The 26,052-nt window shown below is 60.1% G+C and carries 20 protein-coding genes and 1 tRNA gene; 5 read left to right on the top strand and 16 right to left on the bottom strand.

What is annotated here, in order from left to right:
* Window positions 1-219 precede the first annotated feature (219 nt).
* Entirely contained in the window at window positions 220-432 is a 213-nt protein-coding gene (gene rmf / locus BM346_RS00560; RefSeq protein WP_092008379.1) for a ribosome modulation factor, read from the top strand.
* 353 nt (window positions 433-785) lie between these two features.
* Here the strand turns inward: rmf and BM346_RS00555 are convergent, their stop codons facing one another.
* Entirely contained in the window at window positions 786-1,817 is a 1,032-nt protein-coding gene (locus tag BM346_RS00555; RefSeq protein WP_092008378.1) for a quinone-dependent dihydroorotate dehydrogenase, read from the bottom strand.
* Between the two features lie 454 nt (window positions 1,818-2,271).
* On the opposite strand from BM346_RS00555, the gene BM346_RS00550 reads away from it, so the two are divergent.
* Complete coding sequence (locus BM346_RS00550; protein ID WP_092008377.1) at window positions 2,272-3,414, top strand: cation diffusion facilitator family transporter; 1,143 nt, start codon at window positions 2,272-2,274, stop codon at window positions 3,412-3,414.
* Between the two features lie 11 nt (window positions 3,415-3,425).
* On the opposite strand, the gene BM346_RS00545 is transcribed toward BM346_RS00550, so the two are convergent.
* Window positions 3,426-4,922 (bottom strand): RimK family protein, encoded by a 1,497-nt coding sequence (locus tag BM346_RS00545; protein ID WP_092008376.1) that lies wholly within the window; start codon window positions 4,920-4,922, stop codon window positions 3,426-3,428.
* Window positions 4,923-5,116: 194 nt separating this feature from the next.
* On the opposite strand from BM346_RS00545, the gene BM346_RS00540 reads away from it, so the two are divergent.
* Window positions 5,117-6,229 (top strand): GNAT family N-acetyltransferase/peptidase C39 family protein, encoded by a 1,113-nt coding sequence (locus BM346_RS00540; protein ID WP_092008375.1) that lies wholly within the window; start codon window positions 5,117-5,119, stop codon window positions 6,227-6,229.
* Window positions 6,230-6,246: 17 nt separating this feature from the next.
* Here BM346_RS00540 and BM346_RS00535 read toward each other — a convergent pair whose 3' ends face one another.
* From BM346_RS00535 to uvrB, 3 genes are all read right to left on the bottom strand, one after another.
* Window positions 6,247-7,314, bottom strand: coding sequence for a peptidoglycan -binding protein (locus BM346_RS00535; RefSeq protein ID WP_092008374.1), 1,068 nt, complete (start codon window positions 7,312-7,314; stop codon window positions 6,247-6,249).
* A 30-nt stretch (window positions 7,315-7,344) separates the two neighbouring features.
* Complete coding sequence (locus BM346_RS00530; RefSeq protein WP_227662971.1) at window positions 7,345-8,145, bottom strand: hypothetical protein; 801 nt, start codon at window positions 8,143-8,145, stop codon at window positions 7,345-7,347.
* A 103-nt stretch (window positions 8,146-8,248) separates the two neighbouring features.
* Entirely contained in the window at window positions 8,249-10,276 is a 2,028-nt protein-coding gene (uvrB, locus tag BM346_RS00525; protein ID WP_092008373.1) for an excinuclease ABC subunit UvrB, read from the bottom strand.
* 143 nt (window positions 10,277-10,419) lie between these two features.
* Here uvrB and BM346_RS00520 point away from each other — a divergent pair, with 143 nt between their 5' ends.
* Together BM346_RS00520 and BM346_RS00515 are read left to right on the top strand one after the other, a co-directional pair.
* Window positions 10,420-11,613 carry a pyridoxal phosphate-dependent aminotransferase gene (locus BM346_RS00520; protein WP_092008372.1) on the top strand — a complete coding sequence of 398 codons (1,194 nt, stop codon included), beginning with the start codon at window positions 10,420-10,422 and terminating at the stop codon, window positions 11,611-11,613.
* A gap of 114 nt (window positions 11,614-11,727) precedes the next feature.
* A tRNA-Asn gene (locus BM346_RS00515) sits at window positions 11,728-11,803 on the top strand.
* 543 nt (window positions 11,804-12,346) lie between these two features.
* On the opposite strand, the gene pyrF is transcribed toward BM346_RS00515, so the two are convergent.
* From pyrF to gyrA, 11 genes are all read right to left on the bottom strand, one after another.
* Window positions 12,347-13,051, bottom strand: coding sequence for an orotidine-5'-phosphate decarboxylase (gene pyrF, locus BM346_RS00505; RefSeq protein ID WP_092008370.1), 705 nt, complete (start codon window positions 13,049-13,051; stop codon window positions 12,347-12,349).
* Between the two features lie 83 nt (window positions 13,052-13,134).
* On the bottom strand, window positions 13,135-14,304 hold the full coding sequence (gene lapB, locus BM346_RS00500; RefSeq protein ID WP_092008369.1) for a lipopolysaccharide assembly protein LapB: 1,170 nt from the start codon (window positions 14,302-14,304) through the stop codon (window positions 13,135-13,137).
* Window positions 14,305-14,607 (bottom strand): lipopolysaccharide assembly protein LapA domain-containing protein, encoded by a 303-nt coding sequence (locus BM346_RS00495; RefSeq protein WP_092008368.1) that lies wholly within the window; start codon window positions 14,605-14,607, stop codon window positions 14,305-14,307.
* A gap of 95 nt (window positions 14,608-14,702) precedes the next feature.
* Complete coding sequence (locus tag BM346_RS00490; RefSeq protein WP_092008367.1) at window positions 14,703-14,999, bottom strand: integration host factor subunit beta; 297 nt, start codon at window positions 14,997-14,999, stop codon at window positions 14,703-14,705.
* Between the two features lie 215 nt (window positions 15,000-15,214).
* Complete coding sequence (gene rpsA, locus BM346_RS00485) at window positions 15,215-16,909, bottom strand: 30S ribosomal protein S1 (protein ID WP_092008366.1); 1,695 nt, start codon at window positions 16,907-16,909, stop codon at window positions 15,215-15,217.
* A 171-nt stretch (window positions 16,910-17,080) separates the two neighbouring features.
* Complete coding sequence (gene cmk / locus BM346_RS00480; RefSeq protein ID WP_092008365.1) at window positions 17,081-17,773, bottom strand: (d)CMP kinase; 693 nt, start codon at window positions 17,771-17,773, stop codon at window positions 17,081-17,083.
* Window positions 17,773-19,980, bottom strand: a complete 2,208-nt coding sequence (locus tag BM346_RS00475; RefSeq protein WP_092013121.1) for a bifunctional prephenate dehydrogenase/3-phosphoshikimate 1-carboxyvinyltransferase — start codon at window positions 19,978-19,980, stop codon at window positions 17,773-17,775. Before BM346_RS00475 ends, cmk begins: the two co-directional genes overlap by 1 nt.
* A gap of 28 nt (window positions 19,981-20,008) precedes the next feature.
* Window positions 20,009-21,130 (bottom strand): histidinol-phosphate transaminase, encoded by a 1,122-nt coding sequence (gene hisC, locus BM346_RS00470; RefSeq protein ID WP_092008364.1) that lies wholly within the window; start codon window positions 21,128-21,130, stop codon window positions 20,009-20,011.
* A gap of 57 nt (window positions 21,131-21,187) precedes the next feature.
* Complete coding sequence (gene pheA / locus BM346_RS00465) at window positions 21,188-22,285, bottom strand: prephenate dehydratase (RefSeq protein WP_092008363.1); 1,098 nt, start codon at window positions 22,283-22,285, stop codon at window positions 21,188-21,190.
* 2 nt (window positions 22,286-22,287) lie between these two features.
* Complete coding sequence (gene serC / locus BM346_RS00460) at window positions 22,288-23,370, bottom strand: 3-phosphoserine/phosphohydroxythreonine transaminase (RefSeq protein WP_092008362.1); 1,083 nt, start codon at window positions 23,368-23,370, stop codon at window positions 22,288-22,290.
* Window positions 23,363-25,981, bottom strand: coding sequence for a DNA gyrase subunit A (gene gyrA, locus BM346_RS00455; RefSeq protein ID WP_092008361.1), 2,619 nt, complete (start codon window positions 25,979-25,981; stop codon window positions 23,363-23,365). Before gyrA ends, serC begins: the two co-directional genes overlap by 8 nt.
* Window positions 25,982-26,052: the final 71 nt, after the last annotated feature.

Genomic DNA, 26,052 nt, shown 5'->3' with positions numbered 1-26,052 from the left:
CGAAATTAATACTGTACTCAAGCCCTTAATTCATCATAGGGTGTAATTGACGCGTCATAAGGGAATGCCGAGGGGTATTCCCGCCAGAGGATCCTGACTGCCCTTGGTGGAACGGGAACTGCCGCCAGTCTTCAGACTGATTGTTGTTTCAGGCATTTTCGTCTTCCAAGGCACACGTGTACACGCTTGTTCTGTAAATCCATGTAGGTGAGGAACAGCATGAAAAGACAGAAAAGAGACATGTACGCTCGCGCATTCAAGCGGGGATACCAGGCCGGAGTGTCCGGAAAATCCAAGGACAGCTGCCCCATTGACCAGCCAGACGCACGGCAGGAATGGCTTAACGGGTGGCGGGAAGGACGCACTGACAACTGGGAGGGCATGACCGGCGTTTCCGGTATTCACCGGCTTGCTGCCAACGGAACGACCTGACGGCCTGCCCTAACCGTCAAACCCGTCACCGGGTTGAGAGTGCTCCGGGCTGAAAGAATGTCTCCGGGACGTCAGTTTCAGGCGTATCCAGCAACACCAGGGACAAACCCGCTTTCAGGCGGACACAAAATTTCTCTGCATCGTCGACAGGACGAAAACCTACTTACAATCTGGCTTTGATACAGGGGCGCACCGGCTCCCCTTCAACAACCGCCGGAACCCAGAGCCGGGTCCACCCGACCCGAAGCAATCAAAACAACAATCGCCACGGGGTTTATTCCCCGCACGGGCCCGCTTGGCGGGCCCTTTCTTTTTGGGGGACAGCACCCTGGCGGCATCACCATGGCACCATCTCAGTGCCGTTCCATCTGGCAGTGTCTGATCGCCTCCACCGCCTCCGAAATCAGTTCAGGACCACGGTAGATGAAACCCGTATACACCTGCACCAGCCGGGCCCCTGCTTCAATCTTTGCGGCCGCGCTTGGACCATCGCTGATGCCGCCCACGCCGATGATCGGAATGTCCTCCCCCAGAACCTGATAAAGACCCCGGATAACCCGGAGAGACGGCTCACGCACCGGATCACCGCTGAGCCCTCCTGCTTCCCCGGCATGAGGGTGACCGGCAACCGGCTCGCGGGCTATGGTGGTATTGGTAGCAACGACGCCATCTATCTCTGCCTCCCGGAGTGCGCTGGCGACAAAGCCGATTTCGGCGTCATCCATATCCGGTGCGATCTTCACCGCCAGGGGAACATAACGCCCCCTTCGGCGCTGCTGGATCGCCTGCTCTTCCTTGATGGCATCCAGCAGTCGCTTCAGGGAGTCTCCGAACTGGAGATCCCGCAGCCCCGGGGTGTTGGGCGAGGAGACATTGACCGTAATGTAGTCCGCGTAGTCGTAGACACCGGCGATGCCCTTGCGGTAGTCGGATTCCGCTTCCTCCGCCGGGGTGACCTTATTCTTTCCCACATTGATGCCGAGCACGCCGTTATAGCGGCGGCTGGCCACCCTGGCGATCAGATGGTCGAGACCCTCGTTATTGAATCCCATGCGATTGATAATCGCTCCATGCTCCGGCAGACGGAACATGCGGGGTGCGGGGTTGCCGGGCTGCGGCTGGGGGGTCACCGTACCCACCTCGATGAAGCCGAAACCCAGCGCCCCCAGCCCCTGCAGGTGATCCGCGTTTTTATCCAGGCCGGCCGCCAGTCCCACAGGATTCGGAAAGTCCAGTCCCATGACGCGAACCGGCAGATCGGCCGGTGGTGCTACCAATCCCTTGAGCAAGCCGCTACCGGCGGCCAGATCCAGTCCGGCGAGAGCGACCCTGTGGGCGGTTTCCGGTGGCAAGGCAAACAGAATCCTGCGAAGCAACGAATACATAAAAAGGTTCCGGTAAGGAGTAATCCACAGCCTGGCGCAGGCGTACCATAAAGTTCGTGATCTTTATAAAACTTCTGGTAATATTTTGCGCCGTTTAACGGGGGCAAAAGTATAGCGGAAGTTTTCCACAGACGCCCGTAGCTACCCTGGATGACACCTAAATGACTGTATGGTTAAGGTGTTGTGACCTTTTCCACGGATTCTGTGGATAACCCTGTTGAAAATTGCCCTTCAAACCGGCCAATCCCTTGGCTCATGCCCCACTCTGCGAATTGGTTATTTTTTGACCAGTTAAATTCTCTATATTTTTCATGATATTAGAGACTCAAAAACAAAAAAAACAGGATTGGTTTATCCTGCATTAAGAGCTCGGCGGGATGTCCGTCTTGTGCATAAGATGGGCCGAAATCCATGACGCCCGCCACAAAAGCAATACCCTTTTACAGGATTTTACATGTCAGCCACTCATCAGAGTCGTCTCGACCGGGAATTCACCGAAGCCTCGAAGGTTACCGTAATTGGCATGATTCTGGATGCGGTTCTGGGCATCCTGAAATGCATTGGCGGCCTGCTGTTTCATTCCCAGGCCCTGTTCGTGGACGGAGTCCACTCTTTCACAGACGTTCTGTCGGACCTTGTGGTCCTGATCGTGATGAAACTGTCGCGACAGGGTCCTGACTCGAACCATCCCTACGGCCACCAGCGCTTCGAAACCCTCGGCACCATGATCCTGGGCAGTTTCCTCATTGCCATCGGTGGGGCACTGGCCTGGGACAATCTTTGGCGGCTGATCAGCACGGAAACCCTGACGGCACCGGGATGGCCCGTGTTAGTGGTGGCGCTTGTCTCGGTGGCGGGCAAGGAGTGGATATTCCGCTATACCCGCCGTGTCGGCGAGAAGATCCGCTCCGACCTCATTGTCGCCAATGCCTGGCACAGCCGTACCGATGCCCTGTCTTCCGTTGTGGTATTGGTCGGCGCTGCTGGCGCCATGGCCGGGTTCCACTGGCTGGATGCGGTGGCGGCCATCGTCATAGCCGTGATCATTGCCCATGTGGGCTGGAACTTTACCTGGAGCAGTGTCCGGGAGCTGGTGGATACGGGTCTGTCGCAGGAGGATATCCGGCGACTCAAGGCGGTCGCGGCCGGAACAGAAGGGGTGCGTGACGTACACGACCTTCGCAGCCGGCGGATGGGAAGCGATATCCTGGTGGATATTCATCTGGTGGTAAAGGCGGAGATCAGCGTATCGGAAGGTCACCAGGTGGGCATGCAGGTGTTGCGGCGGATGCGGGCAACACTGCCGAATATCCGCGACATCAACTTTCATATCGATGCCGAGAACGACCAGTCCGGTACACCGACGACGCCGGAGCTTCCTGGCCGCGGGGAAATCCGGAATTACCTGCGGACGCAGGTTCCGGAGCTGGAGGCGGTACCGCATCACCTCCGCCTCCACTACCTGAACAATGAAGTCCACGTCGAGCTTTTCCTGGACCAGGCCGTTGTGGCGCTGCCCGCCACCGGCGAAATCCAGTCGCGGATGGACGGCCTCCCGGGGCTGGCCAGCGTGAAGGTCTGGCAGCCACGGGACTGAAGGCCCGACGTTCAGCGCCTCTTGGCCTCCATGCGGGAAAGAAATTCCTGCATGATCAGGGTGTAGAGCTCGCCCCCCAGGAAACGGTCCTCGACATCGGAGTCGATACTGGGGTTGTCATTCACTTCAATCACTGCCACCCGGTTGCCCGCCTGCTTGATGTCGACCCCATAGAGGCCATCGCCAATAAGACGGGTGGCGTTAAGGGCGGCCTGCACCACGTTGCGGGGCACTTCATAGGTGGGCAGGGTGTCATAGTCGCCACTTTCCACCTGCTTGGCTTCGCCGTGCTGGTAGATCTGCCAGTGGCCTTTCACCATGAAGTACTTGCAGGCGTAGATGGCCCGCCCGCCCAGAACACCGATGCGCCAGTCGTAATCAGTGGGAAAGTATTCCTGGGCCAGCACCAGGGCGGACTGGCGGAACAGGGTCTTGAGGGCCTCCGCCAGTTCTTTTTCATCCTTCGCCTTGAGAACACCCTTGGAGAAGGCGCCGTCCGGAATCTTCACCACCACCGGAAAGCCAAGATGCTCGATCACCTTGGCCGCCGCATCTTTCTGGTCCCGGGACAGAATCAGGGTCTTCGGCGTGGGCACCTTGTTGGTTCGCAGCAGGTCGGCGAGAAAGACCTTGTTGGTGCAACGGAGGATCGAGACCGGGTCGTCGATCACCACCAGGCCCTCCGCTTCCGCCTTGCGGGCAAACCGATAGGTGTGATGATCGATCGCCGTGGTTTCACGAATGAAAAGGCCGTCGTACTCCGGCAATCGCATATAGTCCCGGCGGGTTATCCGTTCCACGTTGATGCCCAGCTTCCGGCCCGCCTTTTCGAATTTGGTCAGGGCCTCCTCATCGCTTGGCGGCAGCGGGTCCTCAGGGTTGACCAGCATGGCCAGGTCGAACCGGTACCTGCGGCGGGTCCGGGGCTTGCGCCAGACAATGCTGCTGAACCGGTCGAGGGCCGCCGCGAAGACATCCTGCTGCTTCTCGGCCAGGTCCGAGGGTGAAGCGGGCTTCATGGTTTCTATCTGCCACCCCTTGCCCTTGCGGTGGCGGAATTCCACTTCCAGAATCGGACAGGGCAGACGCTCGAACAGGACCCGGGCCACCGGTTTGAGTTCCGGCTGCTCCGCCTGGCCGAAGTAGGTGCGAACCTTGACGCTGCGACCGTTCCTGCTGTCGCCCCGAACCTCGGCCGCGGCCTGATCCAGCCACTGGATCACGGAGGGATCCAGTTCCTCCAGCTGAAGGGAGAACAATCCCTTTCGGCCCAGATCGTTCAGGGTCATTACCGACGGTACAACGTGATGACCCCGTGCCTCCGCCAGCAGCGAACAGTAATAGCCCTGGCTCAGGTAGCGGCCGCTCTGGCACAGGTTGATGACCCGGACACGGCTGTGGGCGGGAGCCGAAAACTGCAGGTACTGGTCAAACGTCAATACATCCTCGCTGGGATAGTACGGCGCCCAGTCCCGGGCGTGGTCAACAACAAGTAACAGACGTGACATGAAGGCCTCATGCTGGAAAAAAGGAAGATAACAGTCGATTCTGACGTCACCCGAACATCGCGTACAGTAGTCCGGGACCGTGCCTCCGGCAATCCCCCGCTGGTGCGTGATTTTACGCATGACTCACCGGCTATCGCGACGGGGCTCACTCACCCATAATAGCCGCTCACGAATCGACCCGGTTGTAACCCGTTATGCCCGAACTGACCTTCCGCAATGCAACCCTCAGCGATACCAACGCCCTGGTAGCCCTGGAGAACCGGTGTTTTTCCGAGGACCGGATCTCCCGGCGAAGTTTTCGCCGTTTTATCGACATGCCCCGGGACCGGGTCATCCTCGCCATGGAGAACGGGGTCCTGGTGGGCTACAGCCTGGTGTTGATGCACGCCAATACAAGACTGGCGCGCATCTACTCCATCGCGGTGGCGCCGGAAATGCGTGGGCGCGGTCTTGGCGAAGACCTGGTCCGGGAATCAGAGCGACAGGCGGCGGACGCAGACCGCATTATAATGCGACTGGAGGTTCGCGCCGACAATCACGGCGCCATTGCGCTCTATCGACGCCTTGGCTACAAGGAATTCGGTACCTTGCGTGATTACTATGAGGATCATGGCGACGCGCTGCGGTTCGAACGCCGCATCCTGTTCTATGAACCCACCCGTCCCTATCCCGAGGTGCCCTACTATCCCCAGACCACCGAGTTCACCTGCGGCCCCGCATCGCTGCTTATGGCCATGGCGGCGGTCAACCACGGCCAGCCCATGACCACCCTGGAGGAGCTGCGGATCTGGCGGGAAGCCACGACCATTTTCATGCTGGCGGGGCATGGCGGATGCGGACCCCACGGTCTCGCCCTGGCGGCCTGGCAGCGCGGCTTCAATGCCACCGTATACATCAGCCAGGAAGGCCCCCTGTTCCGGGAAACCGTGCGCAGCGAGGACAAGAAGCGTGTGCTGGAGTTGGTCCACGAGGGTTTCCTCCATGACATCGGTCAGGCCGGAATAGAGCTGCACCACGACCCGCTCACCCTGGCGGAGATCGAAACGGCTCTGCGCCACGGCAGCGTTCCGGTGATCCTGATCAGTATGTGGCAACTGCACCGCAGCCGGGTCCCCCACTGGGTAACGGTATGCGCGGTGGATGACCAGTTTGTCTACCTCCATGATCCGGAAGTGGACGTCAAGGAGGGAGACACCATCGCCGACAAGCAGTACCTACCGGTGGACCGCAAGGTGTTCGACCGGATGTCCCGTTACGGACGCAATCAGCCGTTGCAGGCGGCCGTCATTGTGGGGCCGGTTCGATAGGGGGGCTCAGGCCGCGACTACCGGGAGGTCAGCTTGATCTCGATACGCCGGTTCTTGCGCAGTGCTTCTTCGGAAAGGCCCTCGGCTACCGGGAAATGCTCACCGAACCCCGCTGCGGCCATGCGATCTTCAGGGACCCCCTGGCTTGCCAGATAGCGGACCACGGACACCGCCCGTGCCGTGGATAGCTCCCAGTTGGATGGAAATTCCGGGGTATTGATGGGAATGCGGTCGGTATGACCGTCGATGCGGAGTATCCAGTCGATGTCCTCCGGAATCCTCCTGGCAACATCGAGCAGGACCCGAGCCAGTTTGTCCAGCTCCCGCTGCCCGGCAGGGCCGAGCTCGTCCGAGGCCGAGGCAAACAACAGTTCCGACGGCAACAGGAACCGGTCCCCGACCACCCGGATATTCTCGTTGTCCCGCAGGATCTCCCGCAACCGGCCAAAGAACTCCGACTGATACTGCTCGAGTTTACTGACTCTTTCAGCCAGCAGAGTGTTCAGACGGCGTCCCACCTCCGCCAGCTCCGCTTCCTTCTCCGCCGTCAGCGACTTCTGCAGTCTCAGCGCCTCCGAAATCTGGCGCAACTGACTCTGGAGCGCACCGATCCGGTCTGACAGCTGCTGGAGCATGGCCCGCTGGGCGGCGGAAAGCAGCTGTTCCTCGGAAAGCGCCTGTTCCGCCTGCTCCGCGGTTGCCTCCAGATCTCCGATCAGGAGCCTCTGGGCGTCAATTTCATTCTGGGTGCTGCGGGCTTCCTCCCGCGCCTGCTCAAGGTCCGCCTCCAGTTCATCGGTCAGGTCAAGGGATGCCCCCAGCTGGTTCTGCACCCGCTGCATTTCCTGCTCCAGGGCCTCGGTGCGGTCCCGCTCCAGTCCGAGCAGACTGGAAATCTCGTCCAGCTGACTGTTGAGGCGGGCAAGCTGGGTTTCCCGGTCCGATAGGGTCTGGGACAGGTAGAGCTGGCTGACCACGTAGACCAGCAGCATGAATATCACCAGCATCAGCAGCGCGGACAGGGCATCCACGAAGCCGGGCCAGATGTTGATGGCACTGCGGTTGCGACGGCGGTAGCCGATCATGGGCGGCTGCTCCTAGGTGCCATCATGGGCTTACTCCCGGTCCGCCAGCTGGTCCCTGAGACGTTGGTTCTCCACCGCCAGCCGCTGCAGTTCCGAGCCGTCCTGGGGCGCTGGACTGCCACCGTCCACGGCATCCACCAGGTTGGTCACCCCGGTCAGCCACTCCTCGAGCTCGTCGTAGAAACGGTTCTGGGCATGGCCCGCCTGGATATCGAGAAACCCGAGGATCAGTGAACCGCCAAGGCCCAGCAGTGAAGAGCTGAACGCCGTGCCCATTCCTTCCAGCGGTTCCAGCAGGCCCGACTGGAGATCCGAGAAGACCCGGCCAAAGTCCGCCTGATCCATGTCCAGTCCGGTGATCACCGAACCCACGGCGTTGATGGTTCCCAGCAGCCCCCAGAAGGTACCCAGCAGCCCCAGGAAGACCAGAAGGCTGATGAAGTAGCGGGTTATCTCCCGCTGTTCGTCCATCCGGCTGTGGATGCCGTCCAGGACCGTACGAAGTGACAGGGTGGACAGGGTGAACTGGTCCCGCTTGGCGTCCTCGCCAAGCTGGCGGGCCAGGGGTTTGAGAAGGCGTGGCTCCTGCAGCACCGACAGCCCCGAGTGCCCGGTGCGAAACTGGGCAATCCAGCGTCTTTCCGGAAACAGCACCAGGACCTGGCGGTATGTCAGGATGATGCCTACCACCAGCACGCAGACAATCAGCAGGTTGAACACCCAGTTGGCCATGAAGGCGGTCTGAAGCGGCCGGTAGATCAGCACGCAGACGGTCAGAACAACCGCCAGGAACAGGGTCATCCAGAAGAGGGTATGCTTCGGGTTATTCATCCACGCCACCTTGGGTCGAGCGGTTCAGCCCCGTCATTGCCGCTGCGGTCACGGGGCCCTGCACTCCAGAGACTGTGGCAAGCAAGCCGCATGAATGCAAGGACTAACCAAGGCGAACCGCGGCCTCTTTCAGCTCCGAGATCTCATCCCGCAGACGGGCGGCGTGCTCGAAGTCCAGGTCGGCGGCGGCCTTGTACATTTCGTCCTCCAGCCGGGTGATGTCCTTGAGCAGTTGCTCGGGCGACTTGCCCTTCGCCTTGATGCGATACTCCTCGGCTTCCTCGGCCGCCTGCTGGCCGGGACGTTCCGGCTTGCGACGGCCCCGGCCACCGCCGTGGGCACCTTCCATGATGTCGGCGATTTTCTTGTTGAGTCCCTGGGGGGTGATACCGTGGGCCTCGTTGTGGGCCATCTGCTTGGCCCGGCGCCGCTCGGTCTCATCGATGGCCCGCTGCATGGATCCGGTGATATTGTCGCCATATAGAATGGCCTTGCCATGGACGTTACGGGCCGCCCGGCCGATGGTCTGGATCAGCGAACGTTCGGACCGCAGGAAACCTTCCTTGTCGGCGTCGAGAATGGTCACCAGGGACACCTCCGGCATATCCAGTCCCTCCCGCAGCAGGTTGATCCCCACCAGAACGTCGAACTCCCCCCGGCGCAGATCTCGGATAATCTCGACCCGCTCAACGGTGTCGATATCCGAGTGCAGGTACCGCACCCGCACATCATGCTCCATGAGGAAGTCGGTCAGGTCCTCGGCCATGCGCTTGGTGAGCGTCGTCACCAGAACCCGCTCATTGATGGCCACCCGTTCGCGGATCTGGCCCAGCAGGTCATCCACCTGACTGGAGGCCGGCCGCACCTCGATTTCCGGGTCCAGCAGACCGGTGGGCCGGACAACCTGTTCGATCACCTGGCCGGCGTGCTCTTCCTCGTATTTGGCCGGAGTCGCCGACACGAAGATCATCTGGGGCGCGATCCGCTCCCATTCGTCAAACCGCATGGGCCGGTTATCCAGGGCCGACGGCAGCCGGAAGCCGTACTCCACCAGGGTTTCCTTGCGGGAACGGTCACCCTTGTACATGGCGCCGATCTGGGGAATGGTGACGTGGGATTCATCCACCACCAGCAGCGCATCGGGCGGGATATAATCGAACAGCGTGGGCGGCGCCTCCCCCGGCGCCCGCCCGGACAGGTAGCGGCTGTAGTTCTCGATACCGTTGCAATAGCCCAGCTCCAGCATCATCTCGATGTCGTAGCGGGTGCGTTCCTCCAGCCTCTGGGCTTCCACCAGGCGGTTATTGTCCCGAAGCTGCTTGAGACGCTGCTCCAGTTCCACCTTGATGTTCTCGATGGCCCCCAGGACCGTTTCCCGGGGGGTCACGTAGTGGGTCTTGGGGTAGATGGTCACCCGGGGCACCCGGCGCAGCACCTCGCCCGTGAGGGGGTCGAAATAGCTGAGATTCTCCACCTCGTCATCGAACAGCTCGATGCGGACGGCTTCTTTTTCCGATTCCGCCGGGAACACGTCGATGACATCCCCCCGGACACGGTAGTTGGCCCGGTGGAACTCCATGTCGTTGCGGGTGTACTGGAGCTCCGCAAGCCGCCGCAGGATGGTCCTCTGGTCAACATGGTCCCCCCGGTCCAGGTGAAGCATCATCTTGAGGTAGGACTGGGGATCACCGAGACCGTAGATCGACGAGACCGTGGCCACGATAATGGCGTCGTCCCGCTCCAGCAGGGCCTTGGTGGCGGACAGGCGCATCTGTTCGATGTGCTCGTTGACGGAGGCGTCCTTCTCGATAAATGTATCTGAGGACGGCACGTAGGCTTCCGGCTGGTAATAATCGTAGTAGGACACAAAATACTCGACGGCGTTGTCCGGGAAGAATTCCCGGAACTCCCCGTACAACTGGGCCGCCAGTGTCTTGTTATGGGCCATGACGATGGTGGGACGCTGGATTCTCTCGACAACGTTGGCAATGGTGAAGGTCTTGCCCGAACCGGTAACCCCCAACAGAGTCTGGTGAGCGAGGCCGGATTCGATGCCGTCCACCAGCCCTTCAATAGCCTTGGGCTGGTCACCGGCCGGCTGGTAGGGGGAATCCACTTTGAAGCTGGGCACTGATTTACCTCCACTCTTGCGGGAAACTTATCGTTAACACACTGGCATGATAACATCCGGTAGTTAAACAGCCCCGTCGGTTTGGTCCTGATCCGGACCAAACGGCTGCAGCCCTCTCAGACGCATCTTTAAGGAGCGCAAGTTTGGACTTTAAACTTTCCACCCGTGTACAGGCCATCAAGCCATCCCCTACCCTTGCCGTGACCAGCAAAGCCGCGGAACTGCGGGCAGCCGGTCAGGACATCATTGGCCTGGGCGCCGGGGAACCGGATTTCGATACCCCTGATCACATCAAGGAAGCGGCCATTCTGGCTATTCGCAACGGCCAGACCAAATACACGCCCGTGGACGGTACGCCGGCCCTGAAAAAGGCGATCATTGCCAAGTTCAAGCGGGATAATGGCCTGGACTACGATGCGAGCCAGATACTGGTATCCAGTGGAGGCAAGCAGAGCTTTTTCAACCTCGCACTTGCCACACTGAACGCCGGCGACGAGGTGATTATTCCGGCGCCCTACTGGGTTTCCTACCCGGACATGGTACTGGTGGCGGAGGGTATCCCGGTCATCATCGAGACGAATGCCGACACCCGTTTCAAGATCACACCCGAGCAGCTGGAAGAGGCCATCACCGAGCGCACGCGCCTGTTCGTGATCAACAGCCCCTCGAACCCGAGCGGCATGGCCTATTCCATGGAAGAGCTGCAGGCCATTGGCGAGGTTCTGAAGAAGTACCCGGACATCATGATCGCCACCGACGACATGTATGAGCCGATCCTGTGGACCGGCAAGCCGTTCTGCAACATTCTCAATGCGACCCCCGAGCTGTACGAGCGCACTTTCGTGCTGAACGGCGTATCCAAGGCCTACTCCATGACTGGCTGGCGGATCGGCTACGCTGCGGGCCCTGCCGCGGTCATCGGGGCCATGAAGAAGATTCAGTCCCAGAGCACCTCCAACCCGGCTTCCATCTCCCAGGCCGCCGCCCTGGCGGCACTGGAAGGCGACCAGGCCTGTGTTGGCGAGATGGTCAAGGCATTCAAGGAGCGTCACGACTACCTGGTCAAGGCACTGAACGAGCTCCCCGGCGTGGAATGCCTGGAGGGAGACGGCACTTTCTATGTGTTCCCGAGCTTCCAGGGCGCCATTGAAGCCACCGACGGTGTGTTCGATGACGTGGAAATGGCCGAAGTGCTGCTCAAGGGTGCCGGCGTTGCCCTGGTCCCGGGCTCCGCTTTCGGTGCACCCGGTCACATGCGACTGAGCTTTGCCACCGGTATGGAGGTCCTCAAAGACGCAGTGGCTCGCATGAGCAAGGTGCTTAATAAGGTAACCTGACCGGGTTCTGGAGGTTTTCTGAACAGTGTTTCAGATACCTGAGAAAGTCGGAATGCAGGGCTTGACGAGGCGGTAACGGCTCTTTAATATACCGCCCTCGTCAAGACTGACTGTTCCCCGATAGCTCAGTTGGTAGAGCAACGGACTGTTAATCCGTTTGTCCCTGGTTCGAGCCCAGGTCGGGGAGCCACTAATTCCGGAAAGCCGCCTCTGTTTGTTCAGACGCGGCTTTTTTGTGTCTTCTGTTTTTATTTCTGAGGTTGACCTTGTAGCCTGCTGATCTGGTGTTTGTCTTGTAGACTGTGAACTTGGGAGCCTGAAGGGCCAGGTCGATAACACTTTCCGGGAGACGCCCCGCAAGTACATCCCTGTAGGGCTCGACGGCAGCCATCCCTGGCTGCCGACGCTCCCGGAAAGTGTTATCGACCTGGCCCTTGCGCAACTTCAGAGATAACGCCTTGGAGAATTGCCTGATAAAAAGAACGAGGAGCTTAGTATCGCTCAGTTGAAGCCTTATTTTTAATTCAGGTAATTGAACATTATTGCACCAAAACGTTACCACCCAAAGTCTGGGAGGGCGCAGGTTGAGATTCTTTTCTGGGGGTGTCGAGCGCCAGGGACGGCGCTCGACAAGCCCTACAGGGATGTACTTGCGGGGCGTCCCCCAGAAAAGGATATCGACCTGCGACCTCCGCCACTACTCTGGAAGACTACCAGGCCAAACACCTAGAGCTCAGGAAATCTCGGAAACGATCGAACGCAAGGCAGCCAAGGGATCAGCCGCCTGAGTAATAGGCCGGCCAACAACCAGGTAGTCACTACCAGCCTCAATGGCGGCAGCCGGCGTCATAACCCGCTGCTGATCGCCATGCTCGGAAGAAGCAGGCCGGATCCCGGGCGTCACCAGACGAAAATCCGCCCCCTGCTCGAGTTTCAGGGTGGGCGCTTCCTGGGCCGAACACACCACACCGTCGAGGCCACAGCTGCGGGTCAGGGTCGCCAGCCGGTTCACCTGGTAGGCGGGAGAGTCCTCAATACCGACCCCGGCCAAGTCACCCGCGGTCATGCTGGTCAGAACCGTCACCGCGATCAGCAAAGGACGGTCCGCACCAAAGGATTCCAGGCGTTCACGACAGGCAGTCATCATTTTCTGGCCGCCGGAGGCATGCACGTTCACCATCCACACCCCGAGCTCGGCTGCCGCCGCCACTGCCGCGGAGGTGGTATTGGGGATGTCATGGAATTTAAGGTCAAGGAACACCTCAAAGCCCCTTTCATGGAGCTTGCGCACCAGACCCGGACCACACCGGGTGAACAGCTCCTTGCCAACTTTAAGGCGACAGAGCTTCGGATCAAGGGTATCCACAAGCGCCAGGGCGGATGCTTCGGAGGAAAAATCGAGGGCAATGATGATGCGGGGACCGAGGGAATCCTGCACGGGAGGCTCCTGTTTCCGAACGTTGGAAGGGATCCGGGCAATAGCCGGAACGCGATCGGACCGGGATTATGCCAGAAAACGCGCTACTCCGCCTCAACACCCTGAATCGGGCGCACGGTTTCCCATTCCTTGCAGCTTGGACACAACCAGTGCAACTGCTGTCCCGAGAACCCGCAGTTCACACACCGGTATACCGGACGGTTGGTAACGATCAGGTTGCCGATACGGCTGACCAGGCGGCCCTCGCCAGTGGCAAGCCCACGCTCGTAACCGGCAAGCTCCACTAGGCGAAGCAGGCCACGAACACTGGGCCTGGACTCCAGCTCGGTTCTCAACAGGTCAATGGCTGCCTGCCGTCCCGAGGACTGCTCCACAGCTTCCGCCAGGGCCAGCAACAGACTGGTTCCGGGATGCTGCTCGTACAGTTTGCGGAGCTTCTTCACGTTGCGCCCCACTTCCCCGTGGGCCCGTTCCAGTTTCATGAAGCGGTCCACCGCCTCAGGGCCGAATTCCGGGTTCTGTTCGAACACTTTCAGGCAGACATTGGCCGCTTCCCGGTAATTGCCCTGGCGAGCCTGGAGCGACGAAAGGATAAAGCTTGCCCGTACGCACGCAGCGTCGATGGAAAGCGCTTCCTTCGCAAGCTTCTGCGCGCCCCAGCGATCGTCCTTGTGCAGGCTCTGGTCAGCCAGTTCACAGGTGATATAGGCCAGCTGTCGGCCCAGATTCCCATTGAGGCTGCCCTTCATCAGGGTTCGGGCCACCTGGGCCGCCTTTCCCCACTCCCGCTCCTGCTGATACAACTCGATCAGCTGCTTTGCTGCCCGCTCACCATAGGTACGATCGTCCATCAGCTGATGAAACAGGGCCTCGGCCCGGTCCAGCAACCCCGCCGCCAGGTAATCCAGGGCCAGTTCATAGGTAACCTGGGGCGAAAAATGTCCGGGCAGTTCCGGCCGGGCCAGAAGGTTCTGGTGAATCAGAATCGCCCGGTCGGTTTCACCCTTGTTGCGGAAGTGGGCACCGATGGACAGGTGCAGGCTCACGGTATCGCGGTTGACCGCCAGCGACTGGACGAAGTTCTCCACCGCCTGGTCGGAATAGTTGGTAAACAGGAATTGCAGGCGTTCGCGGACGGACGATTCGTCCGAAATACTTTTGGTGCGGCGTTGCTCCGAGCGGAAGTGGCGACCAACAAACCACCCCGCCGCGACTGCGGCGGTCAGCAGCAGCCATTGAAAAAGCATATCCATTCAGACTGTCCGATCTTGGGGCGACCGGTCCTTTTCAAGCTCTTTCTCCGCCCTGTCCAGCTTCTTTCGCAGTCTGTGCCGCGAAACGGATATCCGGACCGTGGCCAAAAGGGTGAATATGACCCCGAGAAGGATGCCAAGGATGAGTGCAAGTATGAGCCAGACTGCGACACCCCGGGGCTGGGTTTCGTAGATCAGGAAATTGAGTGACACCGCCATCTGGTTGTTCATGGAAAACACCAGGACCGCCAGCACCACCAGCATTACCAAAAGAAGGAGAATTAACTTCCGAATCCCTGCCATAGCACCCCTGCTCCAGGAAGAATGAATGAGACGCATCGTGGCATTCTACCCGATCATGATGATCGGATGGTTTCCTGATATCGATTATGGCGAGATCAGAAGCCTTTTTTCATGCTGTCATTGACCTGCTCGCGAAGCTCTTTTCCCGGCTTGAAATGAGGTACGAACTTGGCCGGCAACTTTACCGCTTCGCCCGTCTTCGGGTTACGCCCGGTCCTGGCGGCCCGGTGGTGCAGGGAAAAACTTCCAAACCCACGGATTTCAATCCGTTGCCCATCCGCGAGCGACTGGGACATATGATCAATGATGGTTTTAACCGCCAACTCCACGTCTTTTACGGACAGCTGAGTCTGCTTCGATGCAATCAGTTCGACAAGTTCAGACTTTGTCATGAGGCTCATCCCTTTTCATTTTTATTGCGAAGCCCTCGGTTCAGCTTCTTGCTCGCCTGCCACGTCCGGATCAACCGGTCGCATACTGTGGGTATCCAGTTCGGCCGGGTCCAGTGGTGAGCTGGCCAGACTGTCCCCTAGTTTAGCCAAACCTGAAAAAAAGACAAAAAAAACGGGCTCTTAGAGCCCGTTTTTTTGCCTTCTAGAGTATTTGATCACTCTTTGTTGGCGTTCTGCTGCTGCATCTGTTCCTTGATCAGGTCACCGATGGTGGTGGCCCCGGAGGATGACTCGGCAGTCTTGCTGCGCACGCTTTCCAGCGCCTGCTTGTCTTCTTCCACATCCTTGGACTTGACAGACAGGTTGATGACGCGGTTCTTACGATCGATGCTGATGATCTTCGCCTCAACCTCGTCGCCTTCGTTCAGGGCGTTACGGGCATCCTCAACCTTGTCACGGCTGATCTCGGAAGCCTTCAGCACCGCTTCGACCTCGTCATTCAGGGCTATGGTGGCTGCCTTCGCGTCGACGGCGGAAACCGTGCCCTTGACGATGGAGCCCTTGTCGTTCAGCTGAACGAACTCGGCGAACGGATCGCTTTCCAGCTGCTTGATACCAAGGGAGATACGCTCACGCTCAGGATCAACGGACAGAATAACGGTCTCGACTTCGTCGCCCTTCTTGTACTCACGAACGGCTTCTTCACCGGTCTCGTTCCAGCTGATGTCGGACAGGTGAACCAGACCGTCGATGCCGCCATCCAGGCCGATGAAGATACCAAAGTCAGTGATGGACTTGATCTTGCCGCTGACCTTGTCGCCCTTGTTGTAGTTCGCGGAGAACTCTTCCCAGGGGTTGGGCACGCACTGCTTGATGCCCAGGGAAATACGACGGCGCTCTTCATCAATGTCCAGGATCATGACTTCGACTTCGTCACCTACCTGAACCACCTTGGAGGGGTGGATGTTCTTGTTGGTCCAGTCCATTTCGGAGACGTGTACCAGACCCTCAACACCCTCTTCCAGCTCGGCGAAACAGCCGTAGTCGGTCAGGTTGGTTACACGTGCGGTAACCTTGCTGCCTTCGGGGTAACGGCCCTTGATGTCGACCCACGGGTCTTCACCCAGCTGCTTGAGACCGAGAGAAACACGGTTACGCTCACGGTCGAACTTCAGAACCTTGACGGTGATTTCGTCGCCAACGTTCACAATCTCGCTCGGGTGCTTGATGCGCTTCCAGGCCATGTCGGTGATGTGCAGCAGGCCGTCAACGCCACCCAGGTCAACAAACGCACCGTAGTCGGTGAGGTTCTTGACGATACCCTGCAGAGTCATGCCCTCTGTCAGGGTCTCCAGCAGAGCTTCACGCTCGGCGCTGGTCTCGGCTTCCAGAACGGCGCGGCGGGAAACCACCACGTTGTTACGCTTCTGGTCGAGCTTGATAACCTTGAATTCCAGCTCCTTGTTCTCCAGGTGTGCGGTGTCGCGAACAGGACGAACATCTACCAGGGAGCCGGGCAGGAAGGCGCGGATACCGGCCAGATCGACGGTAAAACCACCCTTGACCTTGCCATTGATAACGCCCTTGACAACCTCTTCTTTCTCGAAGGACTTTTCAAGAACCTTCCAGGCTTCAGCCCGCTTGGCTTTTTCGCGGGACAGACGGGTTTCACCGAAACCGTCTTCAACCGCGTCGAGAGCTACATCGACAACGTCGCCGATAGCAATTTCCAACTCGCCTTTTTCGTTCAGGAACTGGGAGGCGGGGATAACGCCTTCGGACTTCAGTCCGGCGTTAACGGTGACCCAGTCGTTGTCGATATCCACCACGGTTCCCTGGACGATGGAACCTGGTTGCATGTCAATTTCTTTCAGGCTTTCTTCGAAAAGATCAGCAAAGCTCTCGCTCATTATATGTCCTATGTCATCAACGCAAGTTTCATCCGTGCGGCCAGCAGCACGGTCTGTTAGCAATATCCGACGGTGGCAAGGGGCTGGCTTTCACACCACTGCCGGATCCTTCACACACTATTTTCCGATACAACTGCGCAAAAATGCATCAGAAATAGCAAAAAGGTGCTATCAGGCCTGACCCACCAGGGCCATAGCCTTCATCAGCACCTCATCAATGCTTAAACCCGTAGAGTCAATGACTTGCGCATCTTCTGCCGGTTTAAGCGGGGCCGCCGAACGATTCATATCCCGTTCATCACGCGCCCGTATCTCGTCTAAAAGCTGGTCAATATTAACATCCGCGCCACTCCCCTTCAACTGAAGGTAACGCCTTTGGGCCCGTTCTTCCGCGCTGGCGGTCAGAAAAATCTTCACGGGTGCATCCGGAAAGACCACCGTGCCCATATCCCGACCGTCCGCCACCAGCCCGGGCGCCTTGCGAAAGTCACGCTGGCGCTGAAGCAGCGCATCTCGAACCGGCTGGATTACCGCGACTCTGGAGGCCCCGTCGCCGGTCTTCTCGGTACGGATTTCCCGGGTGACATCTTCGCCATCAAGAATAACCCGGACCGGCTCCCCTTCTGGCGTCGGCTCGAAGGTGACGTTCAGCCGGGCCGCTACATCAGCCAGGGCATCTTCGTCATCCAGGGCCACGCCCTGGCGGGAAGCCGCAAGTGCGGTAAGCCGGTAAAGCGCACCGCTGTCGAGCAGGTGCCAGCCCAGCTTACGGGCCAGCATCTGGGTAACGGTGCCCTTGCCGGCACCGCCGGGGCCATCCACGGTCACCACGGGAACGGCCTTGCGTGTTCCGGTCAGTGCCATCAGCCTTCCTCCGCTTCGATGAAAATGCCAGTCTGCCGGGCCAATTCCACGAATCCGGGGAAAGAGGTTGCCACGTTGGCGCAATCGTTGACCCGGATCTCGCCGGTCGCCCGCAGTGACGCCACCGCAAACGACATCGCGATACGATGGTCGCCATGGCTGTCCACGTCGCCGCCGGTGATGGTCTGGCCGCCGTCAATCACGATTCCGTCCGGTGTGACCGTGGTTTCCACCCCCACCGCCCGAAGCCCGTCCGCCATCACCTGGATGCGGTCGCTCTCCTTCACCCGCAGCTCTTCGGCACCCCGCAATATGGTGCGTCCCCGGGCGCAGGTGGCGGCCACAAACAGCACCGGGAATTCGTCAATGGCCAGCGGTACCTGGTCTTCCGGAATATCAATGCCCCTGAGAACGGCGCTTCGTACCTGCAGATCGGCCACCGGCTCACCGCCAATTTCCCGCTGATTGAATACGGTGATGTCGGCGCCCATCATTTTGAGGATATTGATCACACCGGTACGGGTCGGGTTCATGCCAACGTGGCGCAGGGTGAGGTCGGACCCTTCCGCGATACTGGCGGCCACCAGATAGAAGGCCGCGGAAGAAATGTCCGCGGGCACATCAATCCTGCCCCCGGTGAGGCGGGCGCCACCAACCACACTGGCCGTGGCGCCATCCCGGTGAACATGGTAGCCAAAACCCGCCAGCATGCGCTCGGTGTGGTCGCGGGTCGGTGCCGGTTCATGTACCGAAGTCATACCGTCGGCGTACAGGCCCGCCAGCAACAGGCAGGACTTGACCTGGGCACTGGCCACGGGCATGTCGTAGTGGATCCCGGAGAGCTTCCTGCCACCTCGGATCTTCAGCGGCGGGCGTCCGCCCTCGGCGGTGTCGATCACCGCACCCATGGCCCGCAGCGGATCCGCCACCCGACCCATCGGACGTCGCGAGAGACTGGCGTCTCCGGTGAGTTCCGAGTCGAAAGGTTGCGCCGCCAGCAGGCCGGCAAACAGCCGCATCGCGGTGCCGGAGTTGCCAAGATAGAGCGGCCCTCTCGGCGCCTGCAGGCCGTCGATACCGACACCGTGGATACGCACGTGTCCGTTGTCCGGCCCCTCGATGGTCACACCCATGTCCCGGAACGCCTGCAGCGTCGCCAGGCTGTCTTCCCCCTCGAGGAAGCCGTCAACCTCGGTCACACCATCCGCCAGCGCTCCCAGCATGATAGACCGGTGGGAAATGGATTTGTCACCCGGCACCCGGATGTCCCCTGTAATACTGCCGCCCGGCTGCAACCGGAAACTGACCGCTTTCTGGCTCATGTCTGTCACGTACGCCTGTCCTGAGAGCATTTTGGAAAAGTGGTTCCGTGCCGCCCTGGCACGGCTGAACACCCGTAACAAGGTGGCGCCATCCTCTGTGTCGATGGCCCGCCGAAGCTGTTCCAGGTCCTCGGTGAAATGATCAATCACCCGGAGCACCGCTTCACGGTTGGTGAGGAAGATATCATGCCACATGACCGGATCACTGGCGGCGATCCGGGTGAAATCCCGGAAACCACCCGCCGCGTAGCGGAAGATCTCCATATTCTGGTCTTCCCCGGCGAGTGTATCCACCAGGGAAAAGGCAATCAGGTGGGGCAGATGGCTGGTGGCGGCGAGCACCTCATCGTGCCGGGCCACATCCATGGTCAGCACTGTTGCTCCGCACCCTTCCCATAGGCCGGTCAGGCGCTGGAGAGCGTCCTCGTCGGTGTCAGGCAATGGGGTAAGAATGACCTTGTGGTCGTCGAAAAGTGTCGCTTTCGCCGCGGATACGCCGTTCTTTTCAGAGCCGGCTATAGGGTGCCCGGGAATAACCCGCGGGCCGCAACCACCAAAAATATCCCGGACCGCCGCCACAAAGCTGCCCTTGGTGCTCCCCACATCCGTCAGCACGGCATGCTCTTCCAGCGAGGGGCGGAGTTGCTCCAGCACGACCCGCGTCGCCCGCACTGGTACGGCGATCACCACCAGGTCGGCTCCCTTTACCACTTCCGAAATGGATCCATAGCCGTCAATGACACCCAGCTCAACGCCAAGAGCCAGTTCGTCCGGGCTGCTGTCCGCCGCCACCACCGAACCCACGAGTCCGGAACGCTTCGCCGCCAGCACCATGGAACCCCCGATCAGTCCCAGGCCAATGATGGCAACCCGCTGAAAAAGCATGGAACGGCTTACCGGCTCTGCAGGCACATCAGGCTCCCGTAGCCGACAGCACACGTTTCAGGGCTTTAAGAAAGCGCTCGTTCTGTTCCGGCAGCCCGACGGAAACCCGCAGATGGCTGGGCATGCCATAGCCGCCGATGGGCCGGACGATCACGCCTTCCTTCAACAGACCCTGGAATACCTCATTGCCGTCGCGGCCCACATCCACCGCGACAAAATTTCCCGCGGACGGGATCCACTCCAGTCCAAGGTCAGTCAGGCCCGCCTCCAGCTGACGCAGCCCCTGGCGGTTGACCTCACGGGACCGTTCCAGGTACTCCAGGTCACTGAGAACCGCCGTGGCCGCCACCTGGGCGACAGTATTCACGTTAAAAGGCTGGCGTACCCGATTGAGAATATTCGCAATGGCGGCCGAGGAAACGGCATACCCCACACGCAGTGCCGCCAGCCCCCAGGCCTTGGAAAATGTCCGGGTAACGATCAGGTTGGGATAGTCCCGGAGCAGGCCGATACCGTTCACATCGTCGTCGGTACCGGCTAGGTATTCGCAGTAGGCCTCGTCCAGCACAACCACTACACGCTCTGGAACCCGATCCATAAGGGAGCGGATGGCTTTCTCTCCGGCCACAGTGCCTGTCGGGTTATTGGGGTTTGCCACGAACAGCAGCCGGGTGCGTTCTGTGACCGCGTCCGCCATTGCCTCCAGGTCATGCCCCCAGTTCTTCGCCGGCACTTCCACACCTCTGGCGCCAATGGCAAGGGTGACCAGGGGATAGACGGCAAAGGCATGCTGGGAGTAGATCACCTCCGATCCCGGTGCCGCGAAACAGCGGGCGATCACCTCCAGGACATCATTGGAACCATTGCCAAGAGTGAGCTGGGCGGGTGCCAGACCAAGATGGCGGGAGAGCGCCTCCTTCAGTGCGAAGGCATTGCCATCGGGGTAGAGGCACAGGTTCTCGAGGGCCTCGCGGGCCGCCGCCAGGGCCCGGGGACTGGGTCCCAGGGGGTTTTCGTTGCTGGCCAGTTTGATGATGTCGTCAGGACGAAAACCATATTCCCGGGCCAGTTCTTCCACGGGCTTGCCCGGCTGGTAAGGGGTGAGACTCTGGACGCCTTCAACCGCCAGTGTCTGATAGTCGACTGCCATAACCGTTATCCTCCGGGTTCACGAGCCTGGGGCTGTTTGGTGGAAAACCCGCGCCACTCAGAGCACGCCTGCGGGATAGGACCCGAGACGCTTGAGTTCAACGGCATCCTCTTCCAGGTCTTTCAGCAGCGCGGCGATGATGGAATCCTCCATGTGCCCCTCAAAGTCGATATAGAAGACGTAGGCCCAGGTCCCGCTGGGAGAGGGCCGGGTTTCTATCCTTGTCAGACTGATACCGGCACGGTGGAATGGCTCCAGCAGCTGATAGAGGGCACCGGGACGGTTGCGCATGGACACCAGGATGGAAGTCTTGTCCTGACCGCTTGGACCCACCGCCTCGCGCCCGATGATCAGGAACCGCGTGGTGTTGTCGGGACGGTCCTCGATCTTGCCCGAGAGGATCTCCAGGCCATAGAGCTCGGCGGCCATGTCGCCGGCGATCGCCGCTGTTCCCGGCTCGCTGGCGGCCCGACGGGCGGCTTCCGCGTTGCTGCTGACGGTGACCCGCTCCACGCCGTACTGATGGGCGTCCAGCCACTGCCGGCACTGGGCGAAGGATTGCTGATGGGAGTAGATACGGGTCAGAGGCTGGTCGCCGCTGCCCGGGGCGCACATCAGATGGTGGTGGATGCGCAGCTGGACCTCACCGCAGATTCGCAGCGGCGACGAAATGAACATGTCCAGGGTGTGGTTGATCATGCCCTCGGTGGAGTTCTCCACCGGAACCACGCCGTACTGGGCCGCGCCGGATTCCACTTCCCGGAACACCGCGTCGATGGCGGGCATGGGAACACTGATAACGGAATGGCCGAAGTGCTTGAGCGCGGCCGCCTGGGTGAAGGTGCCCGCCGGTCCCAGGAAGGCGATGCGCATCGGCTGTTCCAGGGCCAGGCAGGCGGACATGATTTCCCGGAATAGCCAGGCCATCTCCTCGGCGGCCAGAGGGCCCGGGTTGGCCTCCTTGATGCGCCGGAGAACCTGGGCTTCCCGTTCGGGCCGGTAGAAAAACACATCTTCACCAGGATGGGCCGCCATTTTCACATGGGCCACCTCCTGGGCACACCGGGCCCTGGCACTGATCAGGTCCATGATCTGCTGGTCCAGACTGTCGATCTCGTCCCTGAGCTCCGCCAGGCGGGTCTGCTCGTCACTCATGGTCAGCCATGCTCCTTCACAAATCCGGCCATGTAGTCGATCAGGGCATCCACCCCGGCTTCCGGCATGGCGTTATAGATACTGGCACGCATGCCCCCCACGGAGCGATGGCCTTCCAGGTTGAGCAGCCCGCGCTCATCCGCGCCCTTCAGGAAGGCCCCGTTGAGACTGTCGTCCGCGAGGGTGAAGGGGACGTTCATCCAGGACCTGAAACGGGGCTCGATGGGGTTGGCGTAGAAGCCGCTGGCGTCGATATAGTCATAGAGCTTCTTGGACTTGCGATAGTTCAGCGCCTCCATGGCGTCGACACCACCCTGCTCCTTCAGCCACTTGAACACCAGGCCCGCCAGATACCACGAATAGGTTGCCGGGGTGTTGTACATGGAAGCATTATCGGCCATCACCTGATAGTTCATCATGGTGGGGGTTTCCGGACGCGCCCGACCCAGCAGGTCCTTGCGAATGATCACCACCACCAGACCGGAGGGCCCGATGTTTTTCTGGGCCCCGGCGTAGATCAGGCCGAAGCGGTTGACGTCCACCGGACGGGACAGGATGTTGGAAGACATGTCCGCCACCAGTGGAACCCGCCCGCTGTCGGGCACAAAATCATACTCCAGGCCCCCAATGGTTTCGTTGGGGGTGTAATGGAGATAGGCGGCGTCTGCACTGGTGTTCCATTCGGACTGGTCTGGGACTGTGGTGAAGCCCCGGTCCTCGCTGCTGGCGGCAACATTCACCGTGGCATACCGCTTCGCCTCGGCAATCGCCTTTTTTGACCAGATGCCGGTGTTAACGTAATCGACCCGGGTGTTTTCCCCCAGCAGGTTCAGGGGCACCGTGGCAAACTGGCCGGAAGCTCCACCCTGCATGAAGAGAACCGCGTAATCATCTGAAATTCCGGCGAGTTCTCTCAGATCTTTCTCGGCTGTTTCGGCGATCTCCACGAATTCGTCGCTGCGATGACTCATTTCCATCACCGACATGCCAGTGCCGCGCCAGTCGAGCATTTCGTCCCGGGCCTGCCGGAGTACGGGCTCCGGCAGTGCGGCCGGGCCGGCGCAGAAGTTATACGCCCTACTCATCCCCGGCCTCTCCGTTGCTTTCATCGCTGGTATCGATCAGGGGGGCGTTCTCTCCACCCTCAAGATCTTCTTCCGGTTCGTCGCTTTCCGCGATCCGTTCCACACCTACCAGGCGCTCGTCTTCCTGGCTCAGCTTGATCAGCCTTACGCCCTGGGTATTGCGGCTGAGGACGGACACCTCATCGGTGCGGGTCCGCACCAGGGTGCCCTTGTCGGAGATGAGCATCATCTCGTCACCCTCGAACAACTGCAGCGCGGTAACCAGGTTGCCGTTACGCTCGGAGCACTGCATGGCAATAACACCCTGGCTGCCACGGCTGTACGCCGGGAACTCATCAAAGGAGGTACGCTTGCCGTAGCCGTTCTCACTGGCGGTCAGCAGAACACCACCCTCCTGGGGAATGATCAGCGACACCACGTGGTGCCCTGAGGCCATGCGAATGCCCCGAACACCCCGTGCCGTGCGACTCATGGGCCGGACAGCCTCTTCGTTGAAGCGTACGGCCTTGCCGGCGGTGGAGAACAGCATGACTTCCGCATCACCCTGGGTAATGGCGGCGCCGATGAGGGTATCGCCGTCATCCAGGTTGAGGGCAATCAGACCACTGGTCCGTGGACGGGAGAAATTCGGCAGCGGCGTTTTCTTGACCACGCCATTGGATGTGGCCATCAACACGTAATGATCTTCCGGATAGTCACGCACCGGCAGGAAGGTGGTGATCCTCTCGCCCTCGTCCAGAGGCAGGATGTTGACCATGGGGCGGCCCCGGGATGCCCGGCTGGCCCTGGGAATCTCGAACACCCGCAACCAGTAGACCTTGCCACGGTTGGAGAAGCACAGGATGGTGTCGTGGGAGTTGGCCACCAGCAGCTTCTCGATAAAGTCCTCTTCCTTCATGGAGGTGGCCGCCTTGCCACGGCCACCCCTCCGCTGCGCCTGGTAGTCCTCCACCGCCTGGGTCTTGGCGTAGCCGCTGTGGGAAATGGTGACCACCAGGTCTTCTTCGTCGATCAGGTCGGCGACGGTCAGGTCGCGACGGGAACTGATGATCTCGGTGCGACGCTGGTCGCCGTACTCGTCAACGATGGCGGTCAGTTCATCGCGGATCACCTGAAGCAAACGCTCCGGATCGCCGAGGATATCCAGCAGGTCGGCGATCTTATCGACGATTTCCTTATACTCGTTCTGCAGCTTCTCGGTTTCCAGGCCGGTCAGGCGATGCAGGCGCAGGTCCAGTATGGCCTGTGCCTGCTCCGGTGACAGGTGATACTGGCCATTGCGCAGTCCGTAGATCTCCGGCAGGTCGTCCGGGCGGCAGGCGTCCTCGCCCGCCCGCTCCAGCATGGCCAGCACATCGCCCGGAGCCCAGCCCTTGTCAATCAGCTTTTCTTTGGCTTCCGTGGCGGAAGGTGATGCCTTGATCAGCGCGATGATTTCATCAATGTTGGCCAGGGCGACCGAGAGGCCTTCCAGGATATGACCGCGCTCCCGGGCCTTGCGCAGCTCATAGATGGTGCGGCGGGTGACCACTTCCCGGCGATGGCGCACGAAGGCGTCCAGCATTTCCTTCAGGTTGAGGGTCTTGGGCTCACCATTGATCAGCGCCACCATGTTGATGCCGAACACGGTTTCCAGCTGGGTCTGGGCAAACAGATTATTGACGATGACGTCCGGGTTCTCCCCGCGACGCAGCTCGATGACAACCCGGATACCTTCCTTGTTGGATTCGTCCCGCAGCTCGGTAATGCCTTCCAGGCGCTTTTCCTTCACCAGCTCGGCGATCTTCTCGATCAGGCGGGCCTTGTTCAGCTGATAGGGCAGCTCGGTGATGATGACGGCGTCGCGACCGGTCTTGTTGTCATGCTCAATCTCGTGACGGGCGCGGATATAGATACGGCCCCGACCGGTGCGATAGGCCTCCACAATCCCGGCACGGCCGTTGATGATGCCCTCGGTGGGAAAATCCGGGCCCGGGATGATGTCCATCAGCTCATCCACGGTGGTATCCGGGTTATCGATGAGCGCCAGGCAGCCGTTCACCACCTCGGTAAGGTTGTGGGGAGGAATGTTGGTGGCCATACCCACGGCAATGCCGGAGGAACCGTTCACCAGCAGGTTGGGTACCCGGGTGGGAAGTACCTCGGGAATCCGCTCGGTGCCGTCGTAATTGTCGACGTAGTCCACCGTTTCCTTGTCCAGGTCCGCCAGCAGGGAATGGGCGATCTTCTCCATGCGGATCTCGGTGTAACGCATGGCGGCCGCGTTATCGCCATCAATGGAACCGAAGTTGCCCTGCCCGTCCACCAGGGGGTATCTCAGCGAGAACGGCTGCGCCATCCGGACAATGGTGTCGTAGACCGCGGAGTCGCCGTGCGGGTGGTATTTACCGATAACGTCACCCACCACACGGGCAGACTTCTTGTACGACTTGTTCCAGTCGTTGCCCAGTTCGGACATGGCGAACAGAACGCGCCGATGGACCGGCTTGAGGCCATCACGGACATCGGGAAGAGCCCGGCCGATAATGACGCTCATGGCGTAGTCCAGATAGGACTGCTTGAGCTCGTCTTCGATATTGACCGGCAGGATCTCTTTGGCTAACTCACCCATCGAGAATGGTTCCTTTGAATTTGCTGGAAGTCGTATTGGTTGTTATGAACAAGCTACCGATATTACCACAA

It is taken from the genome of Marinobacter daqiaonensis, assembly GCF_900115285.1.
GTDB lineage: Bacteria > Pseudomonadota > Gammaproteobacteria > Pseudomonadales > Oleiphilaceae > Marinobacter > Marinobacter daqiaonensis.
The sequence above is the reverse complement of the archived record's forward strand: the minus strand, read 5'-3'. Positions and strand labels throughout refer to the sequence as shown.